Annotated in this window: 28 protein-coding genes; 10 read left to right on the top strand and 18 right to left on the bottom strand. The window is 65.9% G+C overall.

Features of this window, described 5'->3' with window-relative positions:
• Positions 1-466 precede the first annotated feature (466 nt).
• From QX070_RS25605 to QX070_RS25590, 4 genes are all read right to left on the bottom strand, one after another.
• Positions 467-763, bottom strand: a complete 297-nt coding sequence (locus tag QX070_RS25605; protein ID WP_315739925.1) for a hypothetical protein — start codon at positions 761-763, stop codon at positions 467-469.
• A gap of 112 nt (positions 764-875) precedes the next feature.
• Positions 876-1,427, bottom strand: a complete 552-nt coding sequence (locus tag QX070_RS25600; RefSeq protein ID WP_315739924.1) for a septation protein IspZ — start codon at positions 1,425-1,427, stop codon at positions 876-878.
• A 25-nt stretch (positions 1,428-1,452) separates the two neighbouring features.
• The gene (locus QX070_RS25595; protein ID WP_315739923.1) at positions 1,453-2,037 is read right to left on the bottom strand and encodes a hypothetical protein; all 585 of its coding nucleotides are present in this window, start codon (positions 2,035-2,037) and stop codon (positions 1,453-1,455) included.
• Between the two features lie 116 nt (positions 2,038-2,153).
• Positions 2,154-3,581, bottom strand: a complete 1,428-nt coding sequence (locus QX070_RS25590) for a carotenoid oxygenase family protein (RefSeq protein WP_315739922.1) — start codon at positions 3,579-3,581, stop codon at positions 2,154-2,156.
• A 109-nt stretch (positions 3,582-3,690) separates the two neighbouring features.
• On the opposite strand from QX070_RS25590, the gene QX070_RS25585 reads away from it, so the two are divergent.
• Positions 3,691-4,425 (top strand): TetR/AcrR family transcriptional regulator, encoded by a 735-nt coding sequence (locus QX070_RS25585; protein WP_315739921.1) that lies wholly within the window; start codon positions 3,691-3,693, stop codon positions 4,423-4,425.
• Positions 4,426-4,564: 139 nt separating this feature from the next.
• Entirely contained in the window at positions 4,565-5,221 is a 657-nt protein-coding gene (locus tag QX070_RS25580) for an SET domain-containing protein (RefSeq protein WP_315739920.1), read from the top strand.
• A gap of 26 nt (positions 5,222-5,247) precedes the next feature.
• Here the strand turns inward: QX070_RS25580 and QX070_RS25575 are convergent, their stop codons facing one another.
• From QX070_RS25575 to QX070_RS25565, 3 genes are all read right to left on the bottom strand, one after another.
• Entirely contained in the window at positions 5,248-5,865 is a 618-nt protein-coding gene (locus tag QX070_RS25575; RefSeq protein WP_315739919.1) for a class I SAM-dependent methyltransferase, read from the bottom strand.
• A 125-nt stretch (positions 5,866-5,990) separates the two neighbouring features.
• Positions 5,991-6,389, bottom strand: a complete 399-nt coding sequence (locus QX070_RS25570) for a hypothetical protein (protein ID WP_315739918.1) — start codon at positions 6,387-6,389, stop codon at positions 5,991-5,993.
• A gap of 32 nt (positions 6,390-6,421) precedes the next feature.
• Positions 6,422-6,646 (bottom strand): hypothetical protein, encoded by a 225-nt coding sequence (locus QX070_RS25565; protein WP_315739917.1) that lies wholly within the window; start codon positions 6,644-6,646, stop codon positions 6,422-6,424.
• 100 nt (positions 6,647-6,746) lie between these two features.
• Here QX070_RS25565 and QX070_RS25560 point away from each other — a divergent pair, with 100 nt between their 5' ends.
• Together QX070_RS25560 and QX070_RS25555 are read left to right on the top strand one after the other, a co-directional pair.
• Positions 6,747-7,565: a helix-turn-helix transcriptional regulator gene (locus tag QX070_RS25560; protein ID WP_315739916.1), complete on the top strand. Its 819-nt coding sequence runs from the start codon at positions 6,747-6,749 to the stop codon at positions 7,563-7,565.
• A 67-nt stretch (positions 7,566-7,632) separates the two neighbouring features.
• Positions 7,633-8,298 carry a DsbA family oxidoreductase gene (locus QX070_RS25555; protein WP_315739915.1) on the top strand — a complete coding sequence of 222 codons (666 nt, stop codon included), beginning with the start codon at positions 7,633-7,635 and terminating at the stop codon, positions 8,296-8,298.
• Here QX070_RS25555 and QX070_RS25550 read toward each other — a convergent pair.
• From QX070_RS25550 to QX070_RS25540, 3 genes are all read right to left on the bottom strand, one after another.
• Positions 8,276-9,511 (bottom strand): GNAT family N-acetyltransferase, encoded by a 1,236-nt coding sequence (locus tag QX070_RS25550; protein ID WP_409999183.1) that lies wholly within the window; start codon positions 9,509-9,511, stop codon positions 8,276-8,278. The two genes, QX070_RS25555 and QX070_RS25550, sit on opposite strands and share 23 nt — an antisense overlap.
• A 139-nt stretch (positions 9,512-9,650) precedes the next feature.
• On the bottom strand, positions 9,651-10,697 hold the full coding sequence (locus tag QX070_RS25545) for an HD-GYP domain-containing protein (protein ID WP_315739914.1): 1,047 nt from the start codon (positions 10,695-10,697) through the stop codon (positions 9,651-9,653).
• Positions 10,698-10,910: 213 nt separating this feature from the next.
• A complete protein-coding gene (locus tag QX070_RS25540; protein WP_315739913.1) occupies positions 10,911-11,231 on the bottom strand; it encodes a hypothetical protein in 321 nt (106 codons plus the stop codon).
• A gap of 308 nt (positions 11,232-11,539) precedes the next feature.
• On the opposite strand from QX070_RS25540, the gene QX070_RS25535 reads away from it, so the two are divergent.
• Both QX070_RS25535 and QX070_RS25530 read left to right on the top strand, forming a co-directional pair.
• Complete coding sequence (locus QX070_RS25535; RefSeq protein ID WP_315739912.1) at positions 11,540-13,048, top strand: caspase family protein; 1,509 nt, start codon at positions 11,540-11,542, stop codon at positions 13,046-13,048.
• 275 nt (positions 13,049-13,323) lie between these two features.
• Positions 13,324-15,297: a pyrroloquinoline quinone-dependent dehydrogenase gene (locus QX070_RS25530; RefSeq protein WP_315739940.1), complete on the top strand. Its 1,974-nt coding sequence runs from the start codon at positions 13,324-13,326 to the stop codon at positions 15,295-15,297.
• Positions 15,298-15,312: 15 nt separating this feature from the next.
• Here QX070_RS25530 and QX070_RS25525 read toward each other — a convergent pair whose 3' ends face one another.
• On the bottom strand, positions 15,313-15,564 hold the full coding sequence (locus QX070_RS25525) for a PilZ domain-containing protein (RefSeq protein WP_315716061.1): 252 nt from the start codon (positions 15,562-15,564) through the stop codon (positions 15,313-15,315).
• 164 nt (positions 15,565-15,728) lie between these two features.
• Positions 15,729-16,187, bottom strand: a complete 459-nt coding sequence (locus tag QX070_RS25520; protein WP_409998826.1) for a PaaI family thioesterase — start codon at positions 16,185-16,187, stop codon at positions 15,729-15,731.
• A gap of 260 nt (positions 16,188-16,447) precedes the next feature.
• On the opposite strand from QX070_RS25520, the gene QX070_RS25515 reads away from it, so the two are divergent.
• Positions 16,448-16,744 (top strand): hypothetical protein, encoded by a 297-nt coding sequence (locus QX070_RS25515; RefSeq protein WP_315739911.1) that lies wholly within the window; start codon positions 16,448-16,450, stop codon positions 16,742-16,744.
• Positions 16,745-16,864: 120 nt separating this feature from the next.
• Positions 16,865-17,113: a hypothetical protein gene (locus QX070_RS25510; RefSeq protein ID WP_315739910.1), complete on the top strand. Its 249-nt coding sequence runs from the start codon at positions 16,865-16,867 to the stop codon at positions 17,111-17,113.
• Between the two features lie 18 nt (positions 17,114-17,131).
• On the opposite strand, the gene QX070_RS25505 is transcribed toward QX070_RS25510, so the two are convergent.
• The 3 genes from QX070_RS25505 to QX070_RS25495 all read right to left on the bottom strand — a co-directional run bounded on the left by QX070_RS25505 (position 17,132) and on the right by QX070_RS25495 (position 19,335).
• Complete coding sequence (locus QX070_RS25505; protein WP_315739909.1) at positions 17,132-17,269, bottom strand: hypothetical protein; 138 nt, start codon at positions 17,267-17,269, stop codon at positions 17,132-17,134.
• A gap of 182 nt (positions 17,270-17,451) precedes the next feature.
• Positions 17,452-17,691 (bottom strand): DUF6894 family protein, encoded by a 240-nt coding sequence (locus QX070_RS25500; protein WP_012045383.1) that lies wholly within the window; start codon positions 17,689-17,691, stop codon positions 17,452-17,454.
• Positions 17,692-19,041: 1,350 nt separating this feature from the next.
• Complete coding sequence (locus QX070_RS25495) at positions 19,042-19,335, bottom strand: hypothetical protein (RefSeq protein WP_315739938.1); 294 nt, start codon at positions 19,333-19,335, stop codon at positions 19,042-19,044.
• A gap of 561 nt (positions 19,336-19,896) precedes the next feature.
• Here QX070_RS25495 and recA point away from each other — a divergent pair.
• Complete coding sequence (gene recA / locus QX070_RS25490; RefSeq protein WP_315739908.1) at positions 19,897-20,985, top strand: recombinase RecA; 1,089 nt, start codon at positions 19,897-19,899, stop codon at positions 20,983-20,985.
• Between the two features lie 294 nt (positions 20,986-21,279).
• Positions 21,280-22,359: a DUF1835 domain-containing protein gene (locus QX070_RS25485; RefSeq protein ID WP_315739907.1), complete on the top strand. Its 1,080-nt coding sequence runs from the start codon at positions 21,280-21,282 to the stop codon at positions 22,357-22,359.
• Here QX070_RS25485 and gcvP read toward each other — a convergent pair.
• From gcvP to gcvT, 3 genes are all read right to left on the bottom strand, one after another.
• Positions 22,338-25,211: an aminomethyl-transferring glycine dehydrogenase gene (gcvP, locus tag QX070_RS25480; protein WP_315739906.1), complete on the bottom strand. Its 2,874-nt coding sequence runs from the start codon at positions 25,209-25,211 to the stop codon at positions 22,338-22,340. The two genes, QX070_RS25485 and gcvP, sit on opposite strands and share 22 nt — an antisense overlap.
• Positions 25,212-25,359: 148 nt before the next feature.
• The gene (gcvH, locus tag QX070_RS25475) at positions 25,360-25,725 is read right to left on the bottom strand and encodes a glycine cleavage system protein GcvH (RefSeq protein WP_315739905.1); all 366 of its coding nucleotides are present in this window, start codon (positions 25,723-25,725) and stop codon (positions 25,360-25,362) included.
• Between the two features lie 9 nt (positions 25,726-25,734).
• Positions 25,735-26,883, bottom strand: coding sequence for a glycine cleavage system aminomethyltransferase GcvT (gcvT, locus tag QX070_RS25470; protein WP_315739904.1), 1,149 nt, complete (start codon positions 26,881-26,883; stop codon positions 25,735-25,737).
• Between the last annotated feature and the right edge of the window lie 12 nt (positions 26,884-26,895).

Raw genomic sequence — 26,895 nt, 5'->3', positions numbered from 1 at the left:
TCCGGTTCGATGAGCGGGGAAGGGAAACGGGGCGTTGCCGAATGGCCCAAGCCACCGCGCCCTTCCTCGACTCTACCGTGAAGCCATCGCGCAGGGAAGGCCGGGCGTTTCCGGCTGCACCTGTGGTACCTGCCGCCTGCATTTTTTCTCGCAGGCGGGCCGCAGGCGTCAGCCGACGCCTGGCCTTCCCTGCGCCCTCTGCATTTTGAAGAGGGACATGTCGATGCATCCCTCGGGCGATGTTCGCTGCGAGGCTGCGTTCGCGTGTCCGGGCTGTTTGAGATGTGAAGCGGAACGAGCCGGACAAACGCTGCCGTAGGGTGGGCAAAGCGTCCGCCCGCGGGGCGGGGTGCGTGCCCACCGTCGATTGGCGCACTGCGGAGCTAATGGTGGGCACGGCGCGCGTGGGGCCGCCACGAAGCGGCGGCCGGCGTGGCGTGCCTTTGCCCACCCTTCAGAACGGTGATCAGGCCCGCGCGCCGGTGAACGGGAAGCTGCCCATGAAGCCGATGCCCATCTCGCCGGAGATGGTGTCGCCGGCGACCTTGCCCTTGAAGTCGAGCGTCAGCGGCATCGGGCTGGTGATGGAGACCTTCCAGGCGACGTCGTCGCCGTTGACGGTGCCGTCGAAGATCTCGGCGGAATCGCCCTCCGCGGCCTGGGTCCCCGTCAGCGTCGCGCCCGAGCTCTTCACGCTCAGCGTCGCGCTGCGCTCGCCCATCGGCGTATTCAAGGTCAGATTCCAGTTGCCGTCCACAGCCATCGATCGTTCTCCTGGCGTTGCCATCCCGCACCCCGAAGCACTGTTCGAGGAAGCCTCGGGGCGCCCCTATAGCGCATCTTTGCTGATAAGCCCAATACGGCGATCGGTTGCGTCACGCGCGCGCGGCCCGCAAGCGGTTGGCGACCACGAAGCGGAAGGCGACGAACTGCAGTGCAAAAGCCGCGACCTTGGCGCCGCCCGCGACCACGGTGATGTAGAGCACCCACAGCTTGATGTCGCCGGTCATGGCGACCGCGATGGTGCCGAGACCAAGCGCGAACATCAGCGCCGCCCAGGCGAAGCCGGCGACGTTGACGTATTCCGGAATGGTCTCCGCCACGATCGGCGGAACGTAGCGCAGCATCCAGCCGCGCTTGAGCATGATGAGGCCGATGGCGAAATGGCCGATCGCAGGCTTGGCGAACATGAAGCGCGGGTCGTTGGTCAGCAGCGTGACGCCGCCGAGCACGATGACGAGGCCGACGCTGGCATAGGCCATGAAGCTGAGGCTCACGCCCCTGACGCGGGCGTAGACCACCTGGACCACCGCGACGGCGACCGCGGCGGCCGTGGCCAGCACAACGTTATCGGTAGCGATATACAGGATGAAGAAGACCGCAGCCGACAGGAAGTCGGCCGTCAGTTTGGCAAACACGTCCTTCACGCACGTCTCCCTGGGGCACACCCCGTCACGAATCCTGGCCGGACATTGCGGCCGCAGTCTGTGCGGCGATGTCTTTCGTCTTACGATACTCAGGATACCAGCGCGTGAAATAAAGTGCACTGTTGCGTGCGGCAAAGGCGATGGCGAGGCCGGTCCAATAGGGCAGGCCGGGGACGTAGAGCGTCATCAGGTTGCCGACCATCATCAGCAGCGCCGACAGCGTCCAGGCGCCGGTGATGACATAATTGGCGCGCAGAAAGCCGGGAATCGCCACGGTTTCCGGCGGGACCGCCTCGAGCGCATATTGCAGCGTGAACGGAGTGCGCAGCAGCATCGAGCCGAGCGACAGCGCGAAAATGCCGCAGTCGACCGCGAGGCGCACCGCCGAGGCGCTCAGCGTCGGGTCGATGAGGCTGAGGTAGGCGGCTACGCTTGCGAACACGATCGTCGAGCCCAGGCCGAGGATCTTGATCGAACGTCCCTTGGCGACGTCGAGCGCAATCACGGCCAGGCACATCACCGTGGCTACGGCCAGGCTGAGCGTGGCCGAGACCACCATCATCAGCGCCGCGTAGACGCCGTAGGGCGCAAGGATAAGGAAGATCGTCATGGCGTTGGTCTGGCCAATCTTTACACTGCCAAGATTGATAGGGCGCGGACGGCGCCGCGTCAAGCAAATCTTGACAGTGTCAAAATTTCGTGAGATCGCGAATTAATACAAGTTAATCAATGGTTTGGATTTTCGCTGCCGACCCAATTGCCGTGGAATCCATCGGGCACGCGGTGTCCGAGATGCACCAAGGCGACGGGACCGCCGCCGATGTCGGTGGCGTTGAAGACGGCGAGGTCGCTGGTGTTGGAGCCGGCGCGCCAGACCACGGTCAGCAGCCAGCCGTCGCCCTCGGCGGCATCGAGGCTGCGCGGCACGAACACCGGCTCGGACAGGGTGTCGCCGGTGGGCAGCAGGTGCGTCGCCTGGCGCGTGCCGGCGCCGTCGACATGGGCGAGCCCGGACAGCGCGCCGAACAGCGGCCCGTCCGGATTGGCGCAGGCGTACCAGCCGTGACGGCTCTTGAGCCCGGCGCGGCGGTCGTCGATGCGGGGGAATTCGCCGGTGAGGTCGTCGAGATAGGTTTGCGTGAAGCGGTCGGTGCTGCCGGCGAGGTCGAAGCTCCAGCGGCACAGCCGCGCGACCGACTTTGCCGGATCTGTCGGGCGCCCGTCGGGATGCGGAAACAGCGGCGCTTCCTCGAACTGCATGACGTCGGCGACGATGCGGCCGCCGTCCTCCCAGGCGTTCATGATGTGGAAGACGTAGCAGGCGTCACCGCGAAACCAGACGATGTCCTTGATGTCGCCGCTGCGCTTCATCACACCGACATAGGCGCCCTTGTCGGGCTCCCAGGCATAAGGCGGCTTGCCGGACATTGCGCGCTCGATGCTGCCGGTGAGCGGCAGGATTGGAAACAGCACGTGGTTGGCCGTGACGATGAAGTCGTGCACCATGCTGGCATAGGGCGCCTCGAAACGATCGATGCGCGTCAGCTTGCCGGCAGCATCGACCGTGCCGTAGGACAGCGCCGGCGTCAGCGGACCGGCGGCGTTGTAGCCGAAGAACAGCAATTCGCCGGTGACCGGATCGGTCTTCGGATGCGCGGTGAAGGCGCCGCGCAGGCGGCCGCCGAAATCGTGGTAGCCGCGGGTGGCGAGCGTGCCCGGCTTGATCTCGGTCGGCAGATGCGCCTCTTCGAGCGCGAGCAGGCGGCCGGCATGGGCGATGATGTTGGTGTTGGCGACGCCGCCATCGGTGACGTCGGCGGGCGCGTCCGCCAGCCGGCGGCCGAAGCCGCCGAACAGGGCGTGGCCGGCCTTGCGCTCGGCCTCGAATTTGGGCGTGCGGATCCAGCGGTTGCGATAGGACGCGCGGCCGTTCTCGAGATGGAAGGCGTGCAGCATGCCGTCGCCGACGAACCAGTGCGAGCCGGGCGAAGCGAATTGCGGGTTGGGGCCATTGCGATAGAGCGTGCCGTTCAGCTCACGCGGCAGCTCGCCGGTGATTGCGAGGAACGGCGCGTCGCATTCGAACGGGATCGGCGCGAGATTGCTGCGCTCCTTCCGAGTCTGCCGGGCGGTCGTCGACGTAGCGTCGCTCATGGTCGTTCCTCCACTTTATCTTTACGTTGTAAAGATAAAGCTAGCGGGCGAACATGGCGGGGTCAAGCCAAATCTTTACGCTGTCAAAATTGCTTGTATAAGGAGGCTCATGACGAGCAAGACTGAAAAAGTCCGGGCGCAGCCTCGACGCATCGCGACATCGGCGGCACGGGCGCGGGTGCGGCGGGCGGCCGGCACTGCGGGCGAGGCGGCGACGCCCTATCATCACGGCGCGCTGCGTGATGCGCTGCTGGAGGCGGCCGAGCGCGTGCTGGAGCGCGACGGGCTCGCCGGACTCACCTTGCGCGCAGTGGCGCGCGAGGCCGGCGTGTCGCATGCGGCGCCGACGCATCATTTCAAGGATCTCACCGGGCTCGTCAGCGAGCTCGCCGCGATCGGCTTCACGCGCTTCAACGCCGCGATGAAGGCGGCGGGCGAGCAGCCGGGCACGCCGATCGAGCGCGCGATGGCGCGTGCCCGCGCCTATGTCGCCTATGCGCAGGCCAATCCCGGCATGTACGGGCTGATGTTCCGCACCGAGCGGCTCGACTATTCGCGGCCGTCGCTGCACGAGGCGGCCGAGGCCTCGTTCGCCGGGCTGGCGGGCTCGGTGGCCGCACGCAGCGAAGGCCAGGTCGGCAACGAGGAGCTGTCGCTCGATCAGGCCGCCGCGATCGCGCGCGCCTGGTCGCTGGTGCACGGCTACACGATGCTGCTGCTCGACGGCCGTCTCGCCGACATCCTGCGCCGCTCGCCTGCTGGCACCAACGCCGAATCGCTGCTCGAGGCGATGCTGAAGGCCACCGTGCCGAAGCTGCCGCCTGGCGCGCAAGTCGCGGGATGAGGACCAGGAATGCAAGAGAAAGCGGCTCGCGGCCCGCGCAAACTGGGGACGGCTCGAAACGGCGGCCGGAAACACCTGACAGCGTCGCCAAATTATCCTAGAACGGCGGCCTCGCGAGGTTCATCTCTTCTCATCGATCATGCCTGTCATCCCGCCGACCAAACCCTATCGCATCGGCCGCTCCAAGACGGGGCTCGGCCTGTTCGCAACCCAGCCGATCAAGAAGGGCACCAAGATCGTCCGCTATTTCGGTCCGCTGCTGGATTCGAAGAAGGCGGACGAGGACGCGATCGAGAACAAATATCTGTTCGAGCTCGACAAGCGCTGGACCATCGACGGCTCGGTCCGTGAGAACGTCGCCCGCTACATCAATCATTCCTGCAAGCCGAACGCCGAGTCCGACGTCAAGCCGCGCAAGAAGAAGATCTTCATCCGGGCCATCAAGAACATCGAGCCCGGCGAGGAGATCAACTACGACTACGGCACCGACTACTTCAAAGCCTATCTGAAGCCGATCGGCTGCAAATGCGACGCCTGCGAGAAGAAGCGGGCGAAGCAGAAGGCCGAGGCGCGCGCCGAGCGGACGCGGGTGAAGGCGAAGGCCGAGAAGAAGGCGAAGAAAAAGGCCGGGAAGCCCGTCAAGGACAAGGCCAAGCAGCGGCCCAAGGCCAGAGCCAAATCGGGCGGCGAGGCTGCTCGCGGCAAGGCCAAGACCCGGCGCCCGGCTGCCGGCAATCGCGGCAAGACCAGATCCACCCCGGCGAAGACTGTGACCAGCCGCGCCAAGGCGGCCTGAGCCGATCAGTTCGTTTCCGGGATCTCTCAGGACGGCTTGCCGAAGGCCAGCGTCGTCCAGGTGACGCCGGCAACCCGGTTCTCCGCGCCGAGCGACTCGCCATGCCGGTTGAGCTGGAGCGTCAGCCCGAGCTGCCGCGCCGGCTCAACGATCGTCTCGGCCGCGATCTCGAACATCCGGCGGCCCGGCGGCACCGGACCATGCCGCAACGTCATGATCAGTATTCCGCCGGGAGCAATCCGCGCCGCGATGTTGGGAAGCGCGCGTCGCCGCTGCTCCTCATCGAGATGCATCAGGACGGCGGTCAGCATGACGAGGTCGAACTGCTCATCACGAGCGGCCAGTGTGGCGAGCTCCGGAAGGCTGTCGTCGATCCAGGTGATCGCAGGCGAGGCATGCAGCCGCATGGCGCCGACGCGCAGCGCATCGGTCGGCTCGACGGCAACCACCTGATGTCCGAGGCCTGCAAACCACGCGGCGTCGCGCCCCGTGCCCGCTCCAATGTCGAGCACGCGTGCGGGCGTATTCGGCAGCAGATGAAGCACGGCGGCATGAACCTGTTCCGACGGGATGCTCTCGTACCGCACGAAGAGACTGTCGGCTTCAGCGGCGTAGCCTTCCGTTCCTCTCACCTGCGGCTGCATCGCTGCGATCTCCTGTCGGTCGCCGATTATGCCGAAGGTGCATTCGCCGCGCATGCCCAATCTCGGTTGGGGCGGGAGCGCCGGCCCGCGCGAGCACGATGGCCGGCGCTCATCACCGATCGGCGTCACGCCGTTACGGTGCCGGAACTGCGGCGCAAGCCGATATATTGCAGCTCGGCGAAGACGCCGGTGCCCACCGCCTGGGCCGCGACGAAGATTTCGCCGGGCACGTTCGGTGTGACGAGGCCGGAGAACAGCAGCGCGATGCTGCCGACCGTCCATGCCGCATTGCCGGCGATGACCAGAAGGATCAGCGGCCTTGGCGCCATCGGCCGCGCGCCCAGCCAGCCGACGAAGGCCGCGTAGACGATCAGGAACAGACCGGTCTCGCGCAGCAGCGCGTCGGGCAGTTGCAGCAGCGCCGCCAGCGGCGAGGCGCCGAATGTGAGCGCGAGCCCGGCAATGCCGCTGAAGGCGGCATCGGCGAGCAGGGCGCGGCGGAGCAGGGCGGACGAGGTGATCATGTCGGGTCTCCTTTGGTTTGGGGGAGGGCGGTTCAGCGGAACCAGGCCAGGAGCTGACGGCGCAGGCGCGCCGGGCGCAGCGAGCGTGCTGCCCTTGTCTCGATGGCATAGACCTGCGCGAAGACGAGGCTGCCCGTGACGTGCAGCAGCGGCTCCGGCAGGTTGAGCGAGCGCGCCAGCAGCGATGTCGCGAGACCCGCCAGCCAGTGGCCGACTGCGGTGAAGGGAAAGGTCTCGGGATTGCGCTGCCTGCTCATCGTCATCTCCTGTGGTGAGGACGATGACCTGCGCCGGGAGGCATTTCGATTACCTGGCAGGTCATGGAGGCGCTGACGTCGGCGTGATAGGTCTTGGCCCATGAATGCACAGCTTGCTTCGGCGCGCGCCGACCGCGCCAGACCCGTTCATGTCGGTGAGCACCTGCGGCAATGGCGGCAGCGCCGGCATCTCAGCCAGCTCGATCTCGCGCTCGATGCCGAGATCTCGGCGCGCCATCTGAGCTTCGTGGAAACCGGCCGCGCCGCGCCGTCGCGCGACATGGTCCTCAAACTGGCGGAGCGACTGGACGTGCCCTTGCGCGAACGCAACGTTCTGCTGGTGGCGGCCGGCTACGCGCCCGCCTTCCAGCAGCGCCCGCTGGATGATCCGGCGCTCAAGCCCGCGCGCGAGGCGATGAACCTCGTGCTCAAGGCCCATGAGCCCAACCCTGCGCTCGCGATCGACCGGCACTGGAACCTGGTCGCGGCGAACCGGATGATCGCGCCGCTGCTGACAGGCGTCCCACCGCGACTGCTTGCGCCGCCGCTCAACGTGCTGCGCGTGGCGCTGCATCCGGAGGGGCTCGCAGCGCGGACGGTGAATCTCGCCGAATGGTCCGGACATCTGCTCGAGCGGCTGCACCGGCAATGCGAGGCGACCGCGGATGCCGATTTGCTGAAGCTCTATCAGGAGCTGAAGTCCTATCCGTTCCCGGCGCGATCGGCGCCGCTCGCGGCCGACAGCGTCGCGATCCCGCTGCGGCTGCGGGTCGGGACCGACGTGCTGAGCTTCTTCTCGACGACGATGGTGTTCGGCACGCCGGTCGACATCACGTTGTCGGAGCTGGCGCTGGAGACCTTCTTTCCGGCCGATGAGCTCACGGCCATCAGGCTGAAGGAGATGGTTACCTCGCCGTGACCGCGCTTGTCTCGGCGATGTAGAGGCTTATCTTGCGCGGATCGCAAGCGAACCTGGAGCGAGGCGCATGAGCACCTTGAAGCCGCTGATCATTGATGTCGTCTCCGACGTCGTCTGTCCCTGGTGCTACATCGGCAAGAAGCGCATCGAGGACGCGCTGGAGCTCGTGCCGGACGTTCCGGTCGAGGTGAATTTCCGGCCGTTCTTCCTCAATCCCTGGGTGCCGCGCGAGGGCATCAGCCGCGAGCAGTACCTGACGACCAAGTTCGGATCGGTCGAGGCCTACAAGGGCATCGCGGGCCGCGTGGTAGCGGCTGCGGAGCAGGAGGGGCTGAGCTATCATCCCGATCGTGTTGCCCGTCAGCCCAACACGATCGATTGTCATCGCCTGATCCGCTGGGCGGGCGAGATCGGCAAGGCGCCCGAGATGAAGCAGCGGCTGATGGAATTGTATTTCCGCGACGGCGGCGACCTCACCGACGTCGAGGTGCTGGTGCAGGCCGCCGCGGATTGCGGGCTCGATGCCCAGGTGGTCCGCAAGATGCTGGCGACCGACGAGGATGTGGCGCTGGTCTCTGCCCAGGCGCAGGAGGCCGCGGAGAAGGGCATCTCCGGAGTTCCGACCTACGTCTTCGCGCAGAAATACGCCGTCTCCGGTGCGCAGGATCCGCAGATGCTGGCGCGCGCCATCCGGCAGGTGTCGGCGGAGGTCAACGCCGAGGCGGCTGAGTAGTCGGCCGGCGCTTTCGGATGGCGCGGATCGCGTGCACGGCGCGACGTGCGATGGCCAGGCCTTCGCGTCGTGCCGTCAACGCAGCGTGGATCAGCTCGACGATCGGATCGCGCGCGTAGAGCGGGATCAGCACGTCACCGATGGCGAGGCGCTCGCGCCAGATCGGGTTGATCATGGGATGGTCGGGACCGGCAGTGGAATCGGCGGCGTTGATCGTCGGATCCGCGCAAAGGTGCCGTGTCAGGTCGAGCGTCAGCTGGACACCGGGCGAGTACTTCGCGAAGCGCTCGTCGACGCCGAGCTTGAAGAAGAAGGCGCGGTCCTGATGGCGCAACACGACGCCCGCGGCGACGGTGGTGTCGCCCGCCCGGAGGCTGATGATCTCGCAGGCCTCGTGCTGCGCCAGCGCCGGTGCCGCGCGTCGGATGAACGCCGCGTCGCCGTCGTGCTGGATCAGCGCGGTGCCGCGGCGTCCCTTCCAGCCGCTCGCCTCCAGGACCAGAAACGTCTCCAGCGCAGCGGAGACGTCGCCGGGAGAGCGCGCGACCTCGAATCGAACCGCGCCATGCTCGGCCAGCCGATGACGCAGGCGGCGCAACTCCTTCAGCTTCTTGGCGCCGAGCGCGTCATGCAGCACTTGGTCGGCGTCCCCGGTCGCATCGAGAAAGGCTCTTTCATAGCAATGCAGCATGCGCGGGCGCAGGCCGCTGCGACGAAGGGCCGTGTCGAAAGCCTGCATCACGGAGCCTGCCAGCGACATGTCGCGCAGCAGCACGGCGCGAGCGCCTGTTCGTCGCGCTCCGTCGAGCATCTGCGCCGCAGCCGGCTCCGCGCTCCCTGCGTCGAGCAGCGGCGTGCACAAAGTGCCGTAGGGATGGCCACTGGCGAGCGCGGGCAGTGGAAGCCTGCAGGCATGCCATAGGGAAGTCGTGGGCATCAGGCCGATGAGACGCGAGGGCTGATCGTCGTCCCATGCGCACAGCGCCGATGTTCCGGTGCGGCCGCGCGCCGTGGCGTTCACCGCGCGTTCCCAGCCGGGCAGGTAATAGCCGTTCGGCTCGCGCGCACGCTCCGCGAGATCCTGCCATGCTTGCGGTGAAACGGTCTCGAGCGGCACCAGGTGGGCGGCGCGCACGCGCGCGAGCGGATCGGCTTGGTGGTCCCTTGCCGTCGATGAAGCAGTCGCAATCGCGCGATCGATGATCTCGGCCACGTCCCGATGGTCCCCTCGCGGCGCGGACAACCCGCACCGCGCGGGCGACACTAGCGCAAAGCTGAGAAGAGACACTTGACGTTGGCAGACAATTCGAATCGATGCGTTAACGGCCGGTTCAGCCTATCGCCGGCTGCGATCAGCGGATCAGCGCCACCTCGCGGAAGGCGCCGATCAGGGGCTTCTCGAGCTTGCCCTCCATCTCCTGGAGGATCTCATAGGCCTTCTCGCGCGTCATCACCGGCTTGTAGCTGCGATATTCGATCAGCGCAGAGAAGATGTCGGAGATGGTGAGGATGCGTGTCAGATCTGGAATGTTGTCGGCCATCAGCCCATCGGGGTAGCCGCTGCCGTCGAGAAATTCGTGATGGTGGCGCACCGCCTTGAGCACTTCGTCGGTGATCGCTGCGTTGTCCTTCAGCGCTTCGTAGCCGGCCACGGGATGGGTTTCCACCAGCGTGCGTTCCTTGACGTCGAGCCGTCCCGGCTTGTCGAGAATGGTCAGCGGGATTTTGGCCTTGCCGATGTCGTGGAACATCGCGGCCATGTAGAGACGCTCCAGATCGGAACTGTGGACGCCGAGGCTCAAGCCGAAATCCACGGTGATGCCCGTCACGAGCAGGCAGTGTTGATAGGTGCCTTCGTGATGGCGGCGAACGGTGGCGAGCCAATCGGACAGACCGTTTTCCGCTATACAGTCGGCGATCCGCTTGCCCGCCCGCCGGGTCTCCTCGACGTCGATCGCTGCACCGCCCAGCACGGCTGCAAACATCGAGGCGATGCAGGACGCGCCGGCAAATGCGGCCTGTCGGTCGTCGACCGCGATGCTCTTGGCCGCAGAACCGGGGCGCACATCGAGCAGCTTTCCGAGCAACTGATTGCGGCTCGGCATGCTCGACAGCACGCTCGTCGCGCCGAGCGCATAGGCCTGGACCGTCGACAGACGGGATTTGTTGTTGGTCAGGAAGATCCGCCGCGGAATACGCGAGAGCCGGTCGGAGATCTCCTTCAATGCGGTGATGTTGTCGACGTGGCGCAGATCGGCGGCCACGACGATCGCGTCGATGTCTCCGCCTTTGAAGTCGGCGTCACCGATCAGTTCAGATGTGAGCGAGCAGCGCTCGGCCAGCATGCCGCGAAGCAGAGCGAGCTTGGCCGTGTCATCGCCGACGAGGTGAACGTTCATGGAAAGCCGTGTCCAGGGTCATTCCGCGCCTTTTGCGAACCAGATGTTCCGCAGGAATCGTTAAATTTGAGCCATTCGTTCGCTGTGCGGTTGCGGAATTGCGTTAGCTAAGAACTAACAATCCGCAACCGATGCGGTAGCCCGTTCCTGCACGCCAACTGACGTGGCGAGTTCCAGTCGACGTGGCGGATCCAGATCGCCTTCGGGTCAAAATCACTTCGTCGGCAGGACGGCTTTGTAATCTTCAGAAACACAGTCGTCGGCGGACGCCGCGCGTCGCCGGTCGATGATCTCGTTGTGCCTGATCGTGAGCCGATAGGTTTGGCGCCGGAGCGCGGCGCCGCTCACCGAGATGATTCCGGCCCGCACGCAGGCGGTCCATGTATCGCCGGCATCGGTCTGTCGGGCGGATGTGGCCTCGAGATCGCGCGGCAGCGTCGTTGCGACGAAGATCATGTCGAGATTCTTGCGCACCAGAAGTGCGACATCCGGCGCGGCTTCGGGCTGCGGCGGCGCGGGCGCCTTGGCGCGCATGAAGGCCGGCAGGCGCGCATTGCTGTCGGCGGCGCAGCCGGCCAGAAGCAGGGCCGAGAGCAGCCCCACCTGTGACGCAATCCGCCGCATGTCTCATCGCCCCCATTGCGGCGCGCACGCTAGCCAGCGATCGCGGCATTGCTACGGGGATCTCGTGCAGCAACGATGTCCGGCCGCGGGCGGATGCAGCAAGGGCGCGAACGGCGCTGGCCGTGCGGCATCGTGCTCACCGGATTGTGCCCGTCGGGATGAACCGGGTCACGAACCGGCCCGACCAACAGGCACGCCATGAGCAGATTGGAGGTCCCATGTTTCGGCACGCTCTCAGGGCTGCATTGCTCGCCGGCGGCCTGTTTGCTGGCCTCACTCCCGCATTGGCCGAAACCAGCAGGCTGGCGCTGGTGATCGGGCAGTCGGCCTATCGTTCGGTGACGCCGCTGCCGAATCCCGCCAACGACGCCAAGGTCATGGCGCAGATGCTGGGGGAGGCGGGGTTCGAGGTGACGACGGCCGCCGATCTGTCGCAGCGGGACCTCAACAGGGAGGTGGGCGACTTTGCCGCCAAGATTGCGGCCAAGGGACCCGACACGGTCGCGCTGGTGTTCTATGCCGGCCACGGCCTGCAGATCGATGGCGAGAACTATCTCGTGCCCGTCGACGTGGATCCGCGACGTGAAGCCGACATTCCGCTGCAGGCCGTGCGTCTCAACGATCTCCTGAACACGTTGAATTCTGTGCCGAGCCGGATGCGCATCCTGCTGCTCGATGCCTGCCGCAACAATCCGTTTCCTGCCATCAGTCAGAACGCGGGCCGCGGCCTTGCGCTGGTGGACACCAAGACCGGAGCACCGGGCACGTTCCTGTCCTACTCGACCTCGCCTGGCGCAGAAGCCGAGGATGGCACCGGCGCCAACAGCCCCTACACCACGGCGCTGCTGCAGGCGGTGCGGGAACCGGGCCTTCCGATCGAGCAGGCGTTCAAGCGCGTGCGTGTCGCGGTGAACAAGGTCACCGAGGGTCGGCAGACGCCGTGGGATTCGTCGTCCTTGACGGAGGATTTTCGCTTCGTGGTGTCGGCGGATGCGGGCGCTGCCAACGCCGGTCCGCGGCCGGTCGTCGCCAAGCGCAGCGTCGACGAATGGAAGCGCAACCTGCAGGGCAAGCCGATCGAGGCCGCCAACGAAATCATCGTTGGCGACGGCAGCGTCGAGGCGTATGAGGCCTTCGTGGCGCTCTACATCGCGCCGCCCTATGGCCCGCAGGCGCGCGAATGGCTCGACCTCCACAACAGGATGACAGCCTGGAACGAGGCGGTGCTGATCAATACGGTGGCGTCCTATCAGGGCTTTCTCGACCGCTATCCGAACAGCGACCTGACCCCGACCGCGCGCAAGCTGATCGAGCGCTTGCGCAACCGGCCTGTGGTGACGCCGGTGGTGGCGGCCGCCAACGCAGCGATCCCGGCCGCCGCTCCGGCAACCCCGCCGGTCGTGCCGGCCGTTGCCGCGGCTGGTCCCACCTGTCCATGCTCGCAGACGCCTCCGCCGGGCCGGAAGTCCGAGACGCAGAAGCGGGTCGAAGAGAAGCCGGCCCGAAAGCGCGACGAGGATCCGCCCAGGCGCGCCAGCCGCACACCCCGTCGCGACCCAGATGATGTCGTCGTCTATGCGCCGCCGCCTCCGCCGCGCGAGTATTATGGACCGCCGGTGCGCGTGGCGCCGCCGGTCAGTATCGGGATCGGCATCGGCGGTGGCTATGGCGGTGGTTATGGGCGGGCTCCGCAGAGCTATCCGACACGGCGTGGTTACGGCTACTGAAGCTCGCTGACCTCTGCGCATCGATGTGGCCGTCCGCAGGGGCGGCCACTGACGTTTGAGAGGTTCGTTCGGGTCATCCGCTCGGTTCCGCCATCCGTCATCGCCCACCACCACTCGTCCCGCGGATGCCGCCGCCCGTCCCATCCCGCTCGATCCGCCTGCGAAGGCTGCTTTCATGGCCCGGCTGCGTCGCCTCGGATGCAGTTTGCGGGAGGAAGAGGTCCATGTCATTGCGTCGAGCGGGTGTTTGCGCGGTCGTCATCTGGAGCCAACTGATGGTGGTGCCGGCCGTCTCCTGGCAGCACTGGAGCGGCGATGCCGGTGGGACGCGGTTCTCTCCGCTGGCGCAGATCACGCCTTCCAATGTCGATCGGCTCGTGCCTGCCTGGGACTATCACACCGGGGATCTGCAGAGCCGGCCGCCCGCGGCCGCCTTGCGGACCAAGTTCGAGGCGACGCCGATCCTGGTCGAGGACAGCCTGGTGTTCTGCACGCCGTTCAACGAGGTGGTGGCGCTCGATCCCGGCACCGGCGTTCAGCGCTGGCGTTTCGATCCCAAGGTCGGCAACGGACGGCGCCCGGCCAATCGCTATGCCTGCCGCGGCGTTGCCTATTGGGTGGACGAGCGGGCGCCGGCCGGCGTGGCGTGCCGCAGCAGGTTGTTCATGGGCACGGTCGATGCCCGCCTGATCGCCCTCGATGCCCGGACAGGGCAGCCCTGCGCCGGCTTCGGAGCGGACGGTGAAGTGCGGATCGACATCGCCAAGGACCTGCTGTGGCCGGGCGAATTCCAGATCACCTCGGCGCCGGTGGCGAGCAGGGGTGTCGTGGTGGTCGGCTCATCGATCGGCGACAATGTGCGGGTCGATGCGCCCGAAGGCACGGTCCACGGCTTCGATGCGCGCACCGGCGAGCTGCGCTGGCGTTTCGATCCGCTGATCCATGACGGCATCGCGGCGGGACATGCGAACGTCTGGGCGCCGATGTCGGTCGACGAGGTGCGCGGCCTCGTGTTCCTTCCGACATCCTCGCCCAGTCCGGATTTCTTTGGCGGTGCGCGTCCGGGTGACAACAGGCACGCCGATTCCGTGGTCGCTCTGCGGATCGAAAGCGGCGAACTGGCCTGGTCGTTTCAGACCACGCATCACGACGTCTGGGACTACGATCTGCCGGCGCAGCCGACCCTGGCGCGGATCGAGACCGGGCAGGGTGCACGTGACGTCGTGATGCAGCCGACCAAGCAGGGTTTCGTGTTCGTGCTCGACCGCGACACCGGCGCGCCGATCTGGCCGGTGGAGGAGCGCGCGGTGCCGCAGGGCGCCGTCGAAGGTGAGGTTCTGTCGCCGACGCAGCCGTTCCCGACCCATGTGCCGCCGCTGCTGAATCAGCACTTCGAAGTGGGCGACATTTTTAGAGCCGTGCCGCGTGTCGTCGATTCCTCCTGTGACGATCAACTCGCGGCGTTGCGCAATGAGGGTCTCTACACGCCGCCGACGACCCGGGGCGCGTTGCTGTTTCCAATGACCGGAGGCGGCGTGAACTGGGGCGGCGTTGCGTTCGATCCCGTGCGCCAGATCCTCTACGCCAATGTCAGCCGCGCCATCCACATCGTCAGGCTGATCCCGCGCGCCGAAGCTGACCGGATGACGCCGCCGCGCGGTGTCGATTTCGGATTGCAGCGCGGGTCACCGTTCGCGGTGACGCGGGTGGTCGCCATGTCCAGGCTCGGCCTGTTGTGCAACCGACCGCCATGGGGCGAAATGGTCGCGGTCGATCTCAAGGCCGGCAGGATCCTGTGGCGCTCGACGGTCGGCACCACCGAGGATCGCGCGCCGCTCGGGCTGGCGTTCAAGTGGGGCACGCCGCTCGTCAACGGCGTCGTGGTCACGGGCGGCGGCCTCGTCTTCACCGGCGCGATGGATGCCTATCTGCGCGCCTTCGACGCTGTCTCAGGTCAGGAGCTCTGGCAGGGCCGGTTGCCGGCGCCGGGCATCGCCAATCCGATGACCTATGAATGGAAGGGCGAGCAATTCGTGGTGATCGCAGCGGGCGGCCATTCGGAGGCGGGCACATCGCTCGGCGACAGCGTCGTGGCGTTTCGGCTGGCGCGCGATGGCGAAGGGCCCTCGCTGTGGTCACGGACGATTGATCGTCCGGGCGGACGGTTCGCCGCCGGCGTCCTGCTCGCGGTCGGGGTGCTGGTCGGTCTGTTGGTGACGTTGTGGCGATGGCGCCTGCGGCGGGTCTAGCCCGCCGCGCCGCTATCAGTCGAATGCCACGCCGATCCGCTTGTCGTGGCTCCAGACTGCGTGGCAGCGCCGCGTGAACTTGTCGGCCGGGATCACCAGCGTGAAGGCTTCGGGCAGACCGACCGGGCTGACCACCTCGACCCTGGCGCCAGTGTCGGACATGTTGCGGACCATGCAATCGACCGCGCCGCCGCCGTCGAATGCCAGCCTGCCCTGCTTCAGCACCCGATGCCTCGGTGCAATGCGCTTGTCACTCGTCTCGCTCATGGCCTGTAACCCGGTGCCGAATGGCGTCACCTTTCGCGTCAAAAGCACCTAAAATAAATCAGTCTCGCGTTTCGATCAGATGAATCCGGCCTGCGAAGCCCGGGCCGTCGCCTTCATGTTTCGTTAACCCCCCCCGCCGGGCCGCGGATCAGAGAGGCCGCAGATCAGAGCATCGCGAAGGCGCTCGACACCATGGCCACCGGCTTGCCATCGCTGGCGCTGGTCAGTGTGACCCGCCCGAAGCTCATGGTGCGGCCCATCCGCACCACGCGCGCATCCGCCAGGACGTCAGCGGAGGCAACGGCGCGCATGAAATGCGTGGTCTGGTCGACAGTGGTCATCGGCCGGTAGCCGCCACTCGCGGTGACCATCCCGATCACCATCGCGGTATCGGCAAAGGCCATCAGCGCCTGGCCGCAGACGACGCCATTGTCGCGGCAGAGCCGCGGCGAGAACGGCATGCGCAGGATGGCGCCGGCTTCGCCCTGCGCAGACGGCGCGATGTCCTCGACGATCAAGCCAAGATCCTTGATCCAGGGCGCGAACACGTCATCGAGGATGCGCCTCGCGTCGTCGGTGGTGAAGTTCAGGGTCTCGTTCGGCACGCGCGGAGGTCCTTCCATGATCGTGTCATCGATTTGTCTTGGCATCGACTTGCCTCGACGCGATCGGCGGAGCCGCCGGAATGTTGCCGCAGAGCGGCGGCTTGAAAAGGCCGGAGTTGGAAAACTATGATGAGGGCACACCGTGGAACAGACGGCAGGTGCGCGCAGACGATGCGGCCGTGAACATCCCGACCTGTGGTCCACCGTTCCGGCACAGTGCCGCGGGCTTGGCGCATGGCGAAGCGATGGTATAAGGCGCCTATACCGGGGAGTAACCAATGAAGAAGCTGATCGTGACGATGGCGGTCGCCGTGCTGGCCGGCTGGGCGGTTCCCGCAATGGCGCAGATGCCCAACATCAACCTTCTCGCCGACGGTCCCTCCAAGTCGCCCGAGGAGAAAGAGGCCGAAGCGGCGCGGGAGCAGGCCTACAAGGACACCATGCGCAAGATTCCGGACGCCAAGACGAGCGCCGATCCCTGGGGCAACGTCCGGGCGGCGGAGCAGCCCAAGGCGGCGCCTGCCATGAAGACCACCGCGGCCAAGAAGCCGAAGGCTGTCGGCAGCACCAACTGAGATTTATCGCGTTCGGGTCGGCGGGCTCTGATCCTCCCGGGCCCGCTTGCCTGATTGCGGACTCGGATTCCTCGCGGCCCCGTCTATATTGACGGTGTGGCAGCGCGTTGGAGTTCGTCGATGGGGATGCGTCCTCGAGACATGGCCAGCCGGATGGCGGCCCGGCGCCAGAAGAAGAGCGTGGGCCCGGTTCGCGACGGCTACGTTCGTGACACGTTCACGCTGCCGCGCGAGCAAGCGCGCGCCAAGGCCCGCGATTATCTGACCCGCTATCCCAAGGCCGGCTACATGAGCGCCGTCGAAAGCTGGCGCGAGCTTCCCGATGGGGCCATCGAGTTCACGATGCGGCGGCTTCCCAGCGCCGATTGAATCATTCCGGCTAGCGCCTCATTCCTTCTCGCCAAGAAGCTTGCGCGTGTCGCGATTGATGAAATGAAGCCGCGTGCAGGCCTTGCAGACCACGGTTTCATAGGCGTACGCGGGATCGCCGGGCTTCGGCTCTTCCAGCCAATGCTGCACGTTCATCCCCGTTCGCGGACATTTGAAGATCAGATTACCCATACAAATTTAAATGTCTGCCAGGATGCAGACAGGCATTTTGATCTGGATCAAGCTCGGCTGGCGAAATGACGCGCAGTCACCTCGCCGGCCACAGGCTTCGGTTGTGGTTCTCGTCGGTGACGATCTACAAGAGGTGTGGCGAGCCGTCAGGCCTGATCCAGCGACTCGGCGACGATCCGGATGCGGAAGACCGGCTGCCGTGCCTCGTCGAGCAGCTCCATCTGCCATTCGGAGTTTTCGGCGAGCTTGCGCGAGATGCTGCTGGCCATGTCGGCACAGACGGTGGTCATCTCTTTCCAGGCTGCGTTGCGGTCGGCGCACTCGGTCCCATACTCGGACGCGCCTGAGAAGTGGCCGTTACGGATACGAAAGAAATAGAGCGGCATTGCCAAAACCGGTGAGCCCTGACCGCCCCAGGCCGCTGGGTTTGATGTACGCATCGCAAATGGAAGCGCAAAACCCCCTCGGATCAATTCCGGTAAAATACGGTCGGTCGCGCTGTCCGTTGAGCTGATTGCCGTTGAGGATGTGCGGCGCAATCGGACGGATTGCAGGCCAACGAATGAGCCTCGGACCGCCGCGGTCCGAGGCTCGGCGTCAACGTCGTAGCTTCCCAGCGAGGGCAGTTCGGCAATGACGTAGTTAGACTAGTGCGAAACTAGTAGGCGTGCCTTGCGTCAGATCAAGGTTGCCATCTCGATCAATCGCCGTGGGACGCGCGCCTAGCTGTGATCGAAGATCCGTTCCGGCACGACTGTCAGTCGGTAGGCGATCTGCGTCGCGCCGTCGACCATTTCCAAGAGTTCATCGCAAGCCGGACAACGCCTCTCTCCCGCGGCGCCTTGCTGCGAGTGAAGCTCGATCCTTTGAAGGCCGGCCCTGCAGGACGGGCACGTCACGTCATCTCTTGTCATCGCCAATATGAAGCGCAACGCAAGCGATCCGTTCCTCGACATCACGACAATGACGGGGGGATGCATCCCGAGCGGAGCTATCAACGTCGAAAGCCCCGGACGTCGTCCGGGGCTTTCTTTCGGCGCGGATGGTTTCAGGGCCGTGCGCCTACGGGTGACGGAGCCTGCAAATGTTGTAGCAGGCAGGCTGCAAGGGATCGGTCGACGGCACACCACGGGCGATACACCAAAGGCGATACACCACTGACAATGTGCGGCGACCATCATCGCAACGAACAAACAAATCCGGGGCTGATCAAAAATTTGCTCAGACGTACGACAACCATGATTCTATAACGCAACCCAAAGTTTATGACAATGGTTTGTGGCTTGAAGATGTCGTGAGCGCCGCGTGCTGCGTGATGCGGATCACGCCGGCTTCCATTCGGCCCACTCATTCGCCCGGTCATAGGGGGCTGCGCGAACGGCTCTCGTGGCTCCCTCTGGCATGGCACGAGACAGCGTCCTGGCGGGCGCCGTTTCATCTGTCGCTCGTCATATGGCGGCCGTCGAGCTGTTCGCGCGCCGGCCATTGCTCCGGTCGGAACGCAGGGTGCCATTCCGCCTCAGAAAGCCGCGGCAGATCCGCGGACGCTTCTGTTGCGGAACTTCTGGCCGGACACAGCTTGCGCGCGGCCGAGCATTGCATGCGCATCTGCATCGAAACCGTGCGCCTGCACGCACGATGAGCCGAACAAAAGCAGAAGAGGCGAGGGAACTTCGTTCCTGTCAGGAGAACCCCGGAATGTGCGATCTACGCACGCGTGTAGGAGTTTGGTAGTTTCAAGGGAAAGACCTGACAAGCACGATCGGTCCAACGATTGCGGCGTTGAAGTCGGCGAGGTCTTCGCTGGGAATCCAGTGCTCGCGATGCTTGCGGCCGCCGGCCTCGCGCACCTCGTAGGTGTCGATGAAGCCTCGCAGGATCGCAAAGCGCAGCACGTGGCCGGCGCCGCTCGCCGGCACGTTCCAGTCCCGTGCGATCTTCACGGCATAGTCCTCGGTGAGCACCGGGTAGAAGATCGGCTGCTCAGGAAGGCGCGGCGGAAACGCACGCATGCCCGACGCCTCGATCAAGGCAAGCTCCTTTGGGCCGACGGGGCGCCACAACGTGAGGGTCTGTTCCTTGTTGGATCCGGTCATGCTGGTGCCGAAAATTGGAAGCGGTGTGCGAGGCTCATAGAGAACGACCAACAGGATGATGGGGCACGGCCGGGACGACACTAACAACTTATAATTGAGTTGATGTCTGCCGCAGGCGCGGTGGGCGAGGTTGGAGCGCTCGGACAGGCTGGTCATCATCCGCGCGATCGCCGGTCGGCGGCTGCGCCGCTCGCGCACATGGCTTCCGCCTCCAGCCGGATCAGGATCCTTTCGCGGTCGCCGTCATCCAGCACCCCGTACTTCGCTTCTGGGCGCGCTGATCGGGCGGCGCTCCCTCGCTGCTGCTCGGTGGACTGCGCGCCGGCCCCCGAGTGGCAGGCGTGTCCCCGCGGTTGTCAGGGGGGCTGAGAGCGATGATTGTTGGGAAGAACATATTGCGAACAAAGAACGGATGGAGTACATTCACCTCAAGATTGCTGGCCGACCTCGTTAACCGTTTGTCCATCTCGCGAATCCCCGCCATAAGGAGCGCCAATGTCCGCCACCGCCCTGCGTATCGTCGAAGGTTCCTCAATGGATAAGAGTAAGGCGCTCTCTGCTGCGCTGTCCCAGATCGAACGTCAGTTCGGCAAGGGTTCGGTGATGAAGCTGGGCAAGAACGACCGTTCGATGGATGTCGAGACGGTGTCGACCGGCTCGCTCGGGCTCGACATCGCGTTGGGGATCGGCGGGCTGCCAAAAGGGCGGGTGGTCGAGATCTACGGGCCGGAATCATCGGGCAAGACCACCCTGGCGTTGCACACGGTGGCCGAGGCGCAGAAGAAGGGCGGCATCTGCGCCTTCATCGATGCCGAGCACGCGCTCGATCCGGTCTATGCGCGCAAGCTGGGCGTCAACATCGACGAGCTGCTGATCTCGCAGCCGGATACGGGTGAGCAGGCGCTGGAAATCTGCGACACGCTGGTGCGTTCGGGGGCGGTCGACGTGCTGGTCGTCGACTCCGTCGCGGCGCTGGTGCCCAAGGCCGAGCTCGAGGGTGAGATGGGCGAGTCGCTGCCGGGCCTGCAGGCCCGCCTGATGAGCCAAGCGCTGCGCAAGCTGACCGCTTCCATCAACAAATCCCACACCATGGTGATCTTCATCAACCAGATCCGCATGAAGATCGGTGTGATGTATGGCTCGCCGGAAACCACCACGGGCGGCAACGCGCTGAAGTTCTATGCCTCGGTGCGCCTCGACATCCGTCGCATCGGCGCGATCAAGGAGCGCGATGAGGTGATCGGCAACACCACCCGCGTCAAGGTGGTGAAGAACAAGCTGGCGCCGCCGTTCAAGCAGGTCGAGTTCGACATCATGTATGGCGAGGGCGTGTCCAAGATGGGCGAGATCCTCGATCTCGGCGTCAAGGCCGGCATCGTCGAGAAGTCCGGCGCCTGGTTCTCCTACGATAGCCAGCGTCTCGGGCAGGGACGCGAGAATTCGAAATCGTTCCTCAAGGCCAATCCGGACATGACTGCCAAGATCGAAGCCGCGATCCGCCAGAACTCCGGCCTGATCGCCGAGCAGATCCTGGCCGGCAATGCCGAGCGCGACGCCGACGGTGAGGAGCCGGCGGAAGAGTAGGGGTACGGCGGCGGCGGGCGCCGTGGACGTTGAGTTGTCGACGTTCCAGCGCCCGTTTGCAGATGTGTGGTGCTCTACCGAAATCTGCGGCTGCATTCCCGAATGCAGCGAGAATGCGTCTCTGAGCGCCGGATACGATCTTCAACGCGAATAGCTGAAGGCGTGCACGCGGACGAGCGGACCGGATCCGCACGGCGGCACCGAGACTTCCGACGCCGATCCTGGGCGCCGGGAGCCGATCGCGAATATGTTGATAGCGCCTTGAGCCAATCGGGCCGTGCCGGAGCCAACAGCATGACGCGTTTGATTCTAGCGGCCGATGATCCGAGCGCCGGAGCGCTTCGGAGGGGCGGCTTTGCCGACCTGGTGGTGCCAATTCTCCATCGTTTCGTGTGGGGACCGCTGCCATCCGATGCCGAATTATCGGCGTATCTCGTCCAGCGCACCACGCGACGGAAGCGGGGGCATTGGTTGGATTTCGCCTCGCGTAGCGACGTCATGGCGGCCGGCGGGCGGAGTCACAGTTTTCTCGAACTTGTTGACCGCTGCGATAGCGTCGAGCTGTGGATGGGAACCCGTCCGAACGACCAGTTGGTGCTGATCTGGCTCTTGGATTATCTGCGCCATCACGCGGAGATCGCGACGAAGATCGTATTGCGGCATGTCGATGTACCGCTATTCGATGCCCCGGCCGGGCGACTCGCCGGTCGGACCATTGCCGGCGTAGAGCTCGCACGTGAGCATCTCGACCTGGGTCATCTGGCATGGCGGGCGTTTCGGGCGCCGACGCCGCAAGCCTGGTTCGATCTGTTGAAGCAGGATCTCAGTGCACTGCCGCAGCTTCGCCGCTGCGTGCAGGAGATGCTCGATGAGCTTCCCGGTGTTGCGACGGGCCTCGGAGCATCGGAGCTAAGAATCCTCGAATTGCTGTCAGCCGGCTATCAGCACCCATTCGACCTGTTGCCGCATCATCAGGATCGCTTTCAACGGCGCGTCTATGACTATTGGGAAGGAGGCACGTTGCTCGACGGTCTGGCGCTCGCGCCGGTGCCTGCAATTTCGGGCCTCGCCGAATCGCCATTCTCGGTCGAGATGCACGACAGCCGTGAACGCCTCGAGCGCTACAGGGCCAGCACGCTGTCGCTGACACCGCTCGGCAAGGCAATCCTCGCCGGCGAGGAGGATTTCAGCAGCCATAATCCGATCTGGCGCTGGTGGGGCGGCACCGAATTGATCAACGCCAATCTCTGGCGTTGGCATGCGGTGCTCATCGCTCCGGATCATGGCACGCCTCACGTCATTGATTGTCGCGAGCCGTGGCGCCCGATCCCTTGGAGCATGCGTGAGGAGGCTTACTCCGCCGCCTGGGCGTAGTCGGCCACCGGCGGGCATGAGCACACCAGATTGCGGTCGCCGTAGACGTTGTCGACGCGGCCGACCGGGCACCAGTACTTGTCGGTGCGCGAGGTGCCCGCGGGGAAGCAGCCCTCGCTGCGCCGGTAGGCCCTGTTCCAATCGTCGTCGGCGATGTCATGCACCGTGTGCGGCGCGTGGCGGAGCGGCGAGGCCTCGATTCCGAAGCGGCCCTGCTCGACCTCGGCGATCTCCTGGCGGATCGCGATCATAGCGTCGCAGAAGCGGTCGAGCTCCGCCTTGGACTCCGATTCCGTCGGCTCGATCATCAAGGTGCCCGCCACCGGGAAGCTCATGGTCGGCGCATGGAAGCCGTAGTCGATCAGCCGCTTGGCGATGTCGTCGACGGTGACGCCGCTGCTCTGCTTGAGCGGCCGCGGATCGATGATGCATTCATGCGCGACGCGGCCGCGCTCGTTGCGGTAGAGCACCGGAAAATGCGCATCGAGCCGCGCCGCGACGTAGTTGGCATTGAGGATCGCGATCTCGGTGGCGCGGGTCAGGCCGTCGCCGCCCATCAGCAGCATGTAGATGTAGGAGATGGTCAGGATCGAGGCGGAGCCATACGGCGCCGCCGAGACCGGCCCGATCGGATGCGCGCTCGCGCCATCGGTCGCAGGGTGACCGGGCAGGAAGGGCGCCAGATGCGCCTTCACGCCGATCGGCCCCATGCCCGGGCCGCCGCCGCCATGCGGAATGCAGAACGTCTTGTGCAGGTTGAAATGGCTGACATCGGCGCCGTAATCGCCGGGTCTGGAGAGGCCGACCTGCGCATTGAGGTTGGCGCCGTCGAGATAGACCTGTCCGCCGTGGGCATGGACGATGTCGCAGATGTCGCGGATGTGCTCCTCGAACACGCCATGCGTCGAGGGATAGGTGATCATGATGGCGGCGAGCTTGGCGCTATGCGCTTCCGCCTTGGCCTTGAGATCGGCCAGATCGACATTGCCGCCTGCATCGCAGCCGACCACGACCACCTCCATGCCGGCCATGTGCGCCGAGGCCGGGTTGGTGCCGTGGGCGGAGGAAGGTATCAGGCAGATGGTGCGATGGCCCTCGCCGCGGGCGGCGTAGTAGCCGCGGATCGCCAGGAGGCCGGCATATTCGCCCTGCGCGCCCGAGTTCGGCTGCAGCGACACGGCATCATAGCCGGAGATCCGGCACAGCCAGTCGGTCAGATCGGCGAACATCGTGTGATAGCCGGCCGCCTGCGCGCGCGGCACGAACGGGTGCAGGCTGGAAAATTCCGGCCACGTCAGCGGGATCATCTCGGTGGTCGCGTTCAGCTTCATCGTGCAGGAGCCGAGCGGGATCATCGCACGATCGAGCGCGAGATCGCGGTCCGCGAGCTTGCGCAGGTAGCGCAGCATCTCGGTCTCGGAGCGATGCGCGTGGAACACCGGATGGGTCAGGTACGGCCGCTGCCGCTTGAGCTCGGCCGGCAGCGCCTCGCGCGCTTCCGCCTCGATCGCCGTGTAGGAGAGGTCGCCGCCGAATGCGCGCCAGACGGCTTCGACGATATCGGCCGTCGTGGTCTCGTCTAGCGCGATCCGCAGCCTGCTGCCGTCGCGGCCGAGATTGATCCGCTCGCCTTCCGCGAGGGCGATGATCGAATCGGACTTGGCGCCGGCCTCGACGGTGACCGTGTCGAAGAAGGTCTCGCTTTCCGGCGCAAAGCCGAGCTTGCGCAGCCCTGCAGCCAGCACCGCGGTCCGCCAATGCGCGGTGCGGGCGATCGCCTTCAGCCCGTCGGGGCCATGATAGACGGCATACATCGCAGCGATCACCGCCAGCAGCACCTGCGCGGTACAGATGTTCGACGTTGCCTTCTCGCGGCGGATGTGCTGCTCGCGGGTCTGCAGCGCCAGCCGATAGGCGGGGGCACCGCGCGAATCGACGGACAGGCCGACGATGCGGCCGGGCAGCGAGCGCTTCAGCGCATCGCGTACCGCCATGTAGGCGGCATGCGGTCCGCCATAGCCCATCGGCACGCCGAAGCGCTGCGCCGAGCCGATCGCGATGTCGGCACCGAGCTCGCCCGGCGAGGCGATCAATGTCAGCGCCAGCAGGTCGGCAGCGAGGATCGCGAGCGCGCCCTTGTCGTGCAGCCGGGCGATCGCGGGGCGCGGATCGCGCAGCGCGCCCGTCGTATCCGGATATTGCAGCAGGCCGCCGAACACCTCGGCGCTGTCCAGATCCTTGGCCGGGTCGCCGACGATCAGCTGCCAGCCGAGCGGCTCGGCGCGGGTGCGCAGCACCGCCAGCGTCTGCGGGTGGACATCCTGATCGACGAAGAACGCCTTGGTCTTGGTCCGTGCCGACCGCTCGGCCAGCGCCATGGCCTCCGCCGCCGCCGTGGCTTCGTCCAGCAGCGAGGCATTGGCGACGTCGAGCCCGGTGAGATCGCAGATCATGGTCTGGAAGTTGAACAGCGCCTCCAGCCGGCCCTGGCTGATCTCCGGCTGATAGGGCGTATAGGCCGTGTACCAGGCCGGGTTCTCCAGGATGTTGCGCTGGATCACCGCCGGCATCAGCGTGCCGGAATAGCCTTGGCCGATCAGCGAGGTGAAGACCTGATTCCGCGCCGCCAGTGCGCGCATATGCGACAACGCTTCGGGCTCGCTCAGCGCCGGCTCGAGGGTGAGCGGCGCCGTCTGCCGGATCGTGCCGGGTAGCGTCTGCGCCATCAGCTCCGCCACGCTCTTGGCGCCGACGGTCTCCAGCATCGCCGCGACGTCGCGCGGCGAGGGACCGATATGGCGGCGGGCGAAGCTGGTGGCGGCATCATCGAGCGGCTTGAGCGGCGTGGTCATGAGCAAATCCTCTATGCCTCGTCATGCCCCGCGACGGCGGGGCATCCAGTAAACATCGATGGTGAGATCAGGCGGAGAGAGCGCGGCGTAGTGGATCGCCCGGTCGAGCCGGGCGATGACAGTGGTGAGTATCGCCGCACCGCACGTCTCACGCCGTATGCGCCTTGTAGGCGGCCTCATCCATCAGGCCGCCGAGCTCGCCCCGGTCGGCGATCTTGAGCTTGAAGAACCAGGCCTTGCCGCCGGCGTCGGTGTTGACGAGCGCAGGCTCGTCGACGATCGCCTGGTTGACCTCGACCACCTCGCCGCTGATCGGCGCGTAGACGTCGGAGGCGGCCTTGACCGACTCGACCACGGCCGCAGCTTCCGACTTCTCCAGCGCGCGGCCGACCTGCGGCAGCTCCACGAACACGACGTCACCGAGCTGGGCCTGCGCATAGTCGGTGATGCCGATGGTGGCTGTGTCGCCATCGATGCTGAGCCATTCATGGTCGGAGGTGTAGAGCGTGGTCATGGACGTCCTTCAGCGCTTGTAGGTGTTGGGAACGAAGGGCATGGCGGCGACGCGCAGCGGCAGGCGCTGGCCGCGCACATCGGCGAACAGCCGGGTGTCGATTGCGGAGAGGGCGGTCGGCACGTAGCCCATGGCGACCGGCGCATTCAGCGTCGGTCCGAAGCCACCGGAGGTGACCTGGCCGATCGGCTCGGCCGAGTCGGCGCTCGCGAACAGCGGCGCGCCCTCGCGCACCGGTGCGCGGCCCTCGGGCCTGAAGCCAACGCGGCGGCGTGTCGCACCGCCATCGAACTGCACCAGGATCCTGTCGGCGCCGGGGAAGCCGCCAGCACGCGCGCCGCCGGTGCGGCGGACCTTCTGCACCGACCATTCCAGCGCGGCCTCGACCGGCGTCGTCGTCGTGTCGATGTCATGGCCGTAGAGGCAGAGCCCGGCCTCGAGCCGCAGGCTGTCGCGGGCGCCCAGCCCGATCGGCAGCACGTCGTTGTCGGACAGCAGCGCTTCGGCGAGCTGCTCGGCCTTGGCGGCGGGAACGGAGATCTCGTAGCCGTCCTCGCCGGTATAGCCGGAGCGGGAGACGTAGCAGGCGAGCCCGTCGACCATGCGCGGGCCGGCGTCCATGAACCGCATGCCCTCGGCCTCTGCGTAGAATTTCGCCAGCACGCTCGCAGCCTTCGGCCCCTGCAGCGCCAGCAGCGCGCGGTCGGTCAGCGGCTGCACGTCACAAACGTCGGACAGCCCGTCGCGCAGCAGCTTGATGTCAGCGTCCTTGCAGGCGGCGTTGACCACCAGCACCAGGTGCTCGCCGAAATTTGCCACCATCAGGTCGTCGAGAATGCCGCCGTCGGCGTTGGTGAACTGGGCATAGCGCTGCCGGCCTGCCGGGATGCCGATGATGTCCTGCGGCACCAGCCGCTCGAGCGCGGCTGCGGCGTCGGCGACCTTGCCGGATTTCGGCACCAGCGCGACCTGGCCCATGTGGGACACGTCGAAAAGTCCGGCCGCGCTGCGGGTATGGAGGTGTTCCTTGAGCACGCCGGGGGCGTACTGCACCGGCATCTCATAGCCTGCGAAGGGCACCATCTTGCCGCCAAGGCTGACATGCAGCGCATGGAGCGGCGTTCGCTTCAAAGAAAGGGGGGCAGCCGGTTCAGCCATCGATCAGGGGTC

The sequence above is a fragment of the Bradyrhizobium sp. SZCCHNR1093 genome, from assembly GCF_032381175.1.
Lineage (GTDB): Bacteria > Pseudomonadota > Alphaproteobacteria > Rhizobiales > Xanthobacteraceae > Bradyrhizobium.
The sequence above is the reverse complement of the archived record's forward strand: the minus strand, read 5'-3'. Positions and strand labels throughout refer to the sequence as shown.

What these genes read in the sequence shown, in the direction of transcription:
- QX070_RS25580 (WP_315739920.1), top strand. Translation starts at nt 4,565, where the DNA reads ATGCCTGTCATCCCGCCGACCAAACCCTATCGCATCGGCCGCTCCAAG.
- gcvH (WP_315739905.1), bottom strand. Translation starts at nt 25,725, where the DNA reads ATGACCACGCTCTACACCTCCGACCATGAATGGCTCAGCATCGATGGC.
- QX070_RS25530 (WP_315739940.1), top strand. Translation starts at nt 13,324, where the DNA reads ATGGTGGTGCCGGCCGTCTCCTGGCAGCACTGGAGCGGCGATGCCGGT.
- QX070_RS25545 (WP_315739914.1), bottom strand. Translation starts at nt 10,697, where the DNA reads ATGAACGTTCACCTCGTCGGCGATGACACGGCCAAGCTCGCTCTGCTT.
- QX070_RS25535 (WP_315739912.1), top strand. Translation starts at nt 11,540, where the DNA reads ATGTTTCGGCACGCTCTCAGGGCTGCATTGCTCGCCGGCGGCCTGTTT.
- QX070_RS25585 (WP_315739921.1), top strand. Translation starts at nt 3,691, where the DNA reads ATGACGAGCAAGACTGAAAAAGTCCGGGCGCAGCCTCGACGCATCGCG.
- QX070_RS25555 (WP_315739915.1), top strand. Translation starts at nt 7,633, where the DNA reads ATGAGCACCTTGAAGCCGCTGATCATTGATGTCGTCTCCGACGTCGTC.
- QX070_RS25525 (WP_315716061.1), bottom strand. Translation starts at nt 15,564, where the DNA reads ATGAGCGAGACGAGTGACAAGCGCATTGCACCGAGGCATCGGGTGCTG.
- QX070_RS25505 (WP_315739909.1), bottom strand. Translation starts at nt 17,269, where the DNA reads ATGAACGTGCAGCATTGGCTGGAAGAGCCGAAGCCCGGCGATCCCGCG.
- QX070_RS25565 (WP_315739917.1), bottom strand. Translation starts at nt 6,646, where the DNA reads ATGAGCAGGCAGCGCAATCCCGAGACCTTTCCCTTCACCGCAGTCGGC.
- QX070_RS25510 (WP_315739910.1), top strand. Translation starts at nt 16,865, where the DNA reads ATGGGGATGCGTCCTCGAGACATGGCCAGCCGGATGGCGGCCCGGCGC.
- QX070_RS25560 (WP_315739916.1), top strand. Translation starts at nt 6,747, where the DNA reads ATGAATGCACAGCTTGCTTCGGCGCGCGCCGACCGCGCCAGACCCGTT.
- QX070_RS25605 (WP_315739925.1), bottom strand. Translation starts at nt 763, where the DNA reads ATGGCTGTGGACGGCAACTGGAATCTGACCTTGAATACGCCGATGGGC.
- gcvP (WP_315739906.1), bottom strand. Translation starts at nt 25,211, where the DNA reads ATGACCACGCCGCTCAAGCCGCTCGATGATGCCGCCACCAGCTTCGCC.
- QX070_RS25570 (WP_315739918.1), bottom strand. Translation starts at nt 6,389, where the DNA reads ATGATCACCTCGTCCGCCCTGCTCCGCCGCGCCCTGCTCGCCGATGCC.
- QX070_RS25485 (WP_315739907.1), top strand. Translation starts at nt 21,280, where the DNA reads ATGACGCGTTTGATTCTAGCGGCCGATGATCCGAGCGCCGGAGCGCTT.
- QX070_RS25500 (WP_012045383.1), bottom strand. Translation starts at nt 17,691, where the DNA reads ATGCCGCTCTATTTCTTTCGTATCCGTAACGGCCACTTCTCAGGCGCG.
- QX070_RS25520 (WP_409998826.1), bottom strand. Translation starts at nt 16,187, where the DNA reads ATGGAAGGACCTCCGCGCGTGCCGAACGAGACCCTGAACTTCACCACC.
- QX070_RS25540 (WP_315739913.1), bottom strand. Translation starts at nt 11,231, where the DNA reads ATGCGCGCCAAGGCGCCCGCGCCGCCGCAGCCCGAAGCCGCGCCGGAT.
- gcvT (WP_315739904.1), bottom strand. Translation starts at nt 26,883, where the DNA reads ATGGCTGAACCGGCTGCCCCCCTTTCTTTGAAGCGAACGCCGCTCCAT.
- recA (WP_315739908.1), top strand. Translation starts at nt 19,897, where the DNA reads ATGTCCGCCACCGCCCTGCGTATCGTCGAAGGTTCCTCAATGGATAAG.
- QX070_RS25595 (WP_315739923.1), bottom strand. Translation starts at nt 2,037, where the DNA reads ATGACGATCTTCCTTATCCTTGCGCCCTACGGCGTCTACGCGGCGCTG.
- QX070_RS25590 (WP_315739922.1), bottom strand. Translation starts at nt 3,581, where the DNA reads ATGAGCGACGCTACGTCGACGACCGCCCGGCAGACTCGGAAGGAGCGC.
- QX070_RS25515 (WP_315739911.1), top strand. Translation starts at nt 16,448, where the DNA reads ATGAAGAAGCTGATCGTGACGATGGCGGTCGCCGTGCTGGCCGGCTGG.
- QX070_RS25575 (WP_315739919.1), bottom strand. Translation starts at nt 5,865, where the DNA reads ATGCAGCCGCAGGTGAGAGGAACGGAAGGCTACGCCGCTGAAGCCGAC.